Source organism: Acinetobacter sp. YH16031 (assembly GCF_013417335.1).
GTDB lineage: Bacteria > Pseudomonadota > Gammaproteobacteria > Pseudomonadales > Moraxellaceae > Acinetobacter.
The window spans coordinates 1-2,099 of the sequence record NZ_VPED01000117.1 but is presented as its reverse complement, the minus strand read 5'-3'; the positions used below and the strand labels follow the sequence as shown (position 1 = coordinate 2,099).

Here is a 2,099-nt window from a genome sequence, read left to right as displayed (position 1 = left end):
GCCAAATAGAAGAAATGGAAAAAAGCTGGAGAATGCTCTATAATTCAAGCAAAGACAAGAGAGGGGATGCCTTTAAGAGTGGTGTTTTTTTAAAAGGAATTAGGACAATGGAATGTACTATTAGACCGAATGGACAATATCACTACCATATGCATATGATTGTTGATGGGTGGGCGAATGCTGAGTGGATTGTAAAAGAATGGTTAAAACGGAATCCTCAATCTAATCCAAATGCTCAAGATATCAGGCCTGCTAATGCAGGAGCTTTATCGGAGTTATTTAAGTACGCTATTAAAATGACTGTTGATTTGTCTAAATCAGATAATTTTAAACGATTAGACGCACTTTTTTGTATTTTAAAAGGGAAACGTACTCTTGCTACTTTTGGAGGAATTAAAGCTATAAAAGAGCCGACAGACGAAGATTTTCAAGTACAAGGACAATTTGAAGAAGAACTTTATTTGCGTCTAGGAAACGAAGAAAGTTTATGGATTTGGCAAAAAGATGCATTCGATTGGGTTAACCAAGCAACAGGGGAAATGTTGATCGGCGAAGAACTAGAACCGGAAATTCTCCGATTGTGTCAGAAAAAAGTACGGGAGTGATTTTTTTAGCTGCGCTAAAACATTTAGGTTTTTTAGCGTTTTCAGAACAAAACAAGATTTGTTTTTTATCTCTCGAAGAGCCTACGACCAAATTTTAGAGGTACGATTAAAAATTGGTCTAGTAGGTTATACCAATGATAAAATCATATGAAATCGGAGGGGTAAAATATCCTTTGATATTTTGATATTTTGATATTTTTATACTCTGGTCTTTTGATATTTTGCACTTTTAGTCCTATGATATTTCGCATTACCAATGGAGAAAAGAATTTTCTCCATTGGTAATGCGAGAAAATAAAATCTTCACTAAACACGGTTTTATATAATAACATAGCGATTTTAAATAGTTGCAAGATGTGTTTTTGTGACACAAAAACTTCTTGCCACCAAGGTGGGGGAGGGGGCGGAACTTCCGAAAAAAAACATTATATTTGTGAGTCGATGAGGAGGTAAAGAGCTCTGCAGAGGTGCAACTCTTGAGCGCCGAAATTCGAAAACGAAACAAGAAGTCTAGAGATAACTCTGGGCTTTTTTTTTGTCTTTTCATCAGAAAAAAAGAACTTGTTTTGTTCTAAAAACGCTAAAAAACCTACCTACTTTTTTCAAAGAAAAAAGGCTTTAAAATCTAACTTTTCTATTTGTCGGTAAAAAGCCCCTAAGTCCTTTGTTTTCAAGGGTTTTACCTCATAGCCTTGATACATTAGCATAACTGCTTGGGAAATCTATTTTTCAAGTGGGTTTTTTTCCAATTTTTCAGAATGAAAAATCTAAAATTTAGCGAAGCGTAAAAAATTTTCAAGGGACGAAATAGGAATGCAATGTAACGCAGTGAAATTGTCATGACGTTTTAGCCCCTTGCTCCTAAAATGAGAGATAAAAAACAGCAATTGCTGTAAAAAAATAATGCTTGAGTAAAAACCCAAGCATTTATTTTTTGTATCTTTGATTCGATAAAAGACAAAGATGTATAATTCTTGCTTTGGAATCCGACCTCTTCAGCAAGACTAAAACGCGATATTGTATCGTCTCATTTTCTATGGGTAAAGATAATAAAAAAAGCCTTACACAAGGACAGAAACAACAAAAATACAAAGCCATAACAGACCACTTTGCAATTAATTTAGCAATGTGGAATCCCAGCTCTCCTCTAAAAAAGAGCTATGATAATACTTATCATTGCAATCGTGTTAAACATTATAACGGCGAAAAAATGACTTCAACTTACTGCAAAAATCGTTGGTGCTATACTTGTAATCGTATACGTAGTGCTATTAATATAAAACAATATGCTACTCAAATTAATGATTTTGGACAGCCGTTTTTTGTTACTCTTACAAGACCTACTTGTTCCATTGAAGAACTCCAAAGCCAAATAGAAGAAATGGAAAAAAGCTGGAGAATGCTCTATAATTCAAGCAAAGACAAGAGAGGGGATGCCTTTAAGAGTGGTGTTTTTTTAAAAGGAATTAGGACAATGGAATGTACTATTAGACC

At 34.3% G+C, this 2,099-nt stretch carries 2 protein-coding genes; both read left to right on the top strand.

Going from position 1 to position 2,099, the window contains the following annotated elements:
• Positions 1-605, top strand: a 605-nt coding sequence (locus FTV31_RS16405) for a hypothetical protein (RefSeq protein WP_180015713.1), incomplete at its 5' end; no start/stop codon positions are given.
• Positions 606-1,641: 1,036 nt separating this feature from the next.
• The coding region (locus tag FTV31_RS16400; protein WP_180015711.1) for a protein rep at positions 1,642-2,099 on the top strand (458 nt) is incomplete at its 3' end.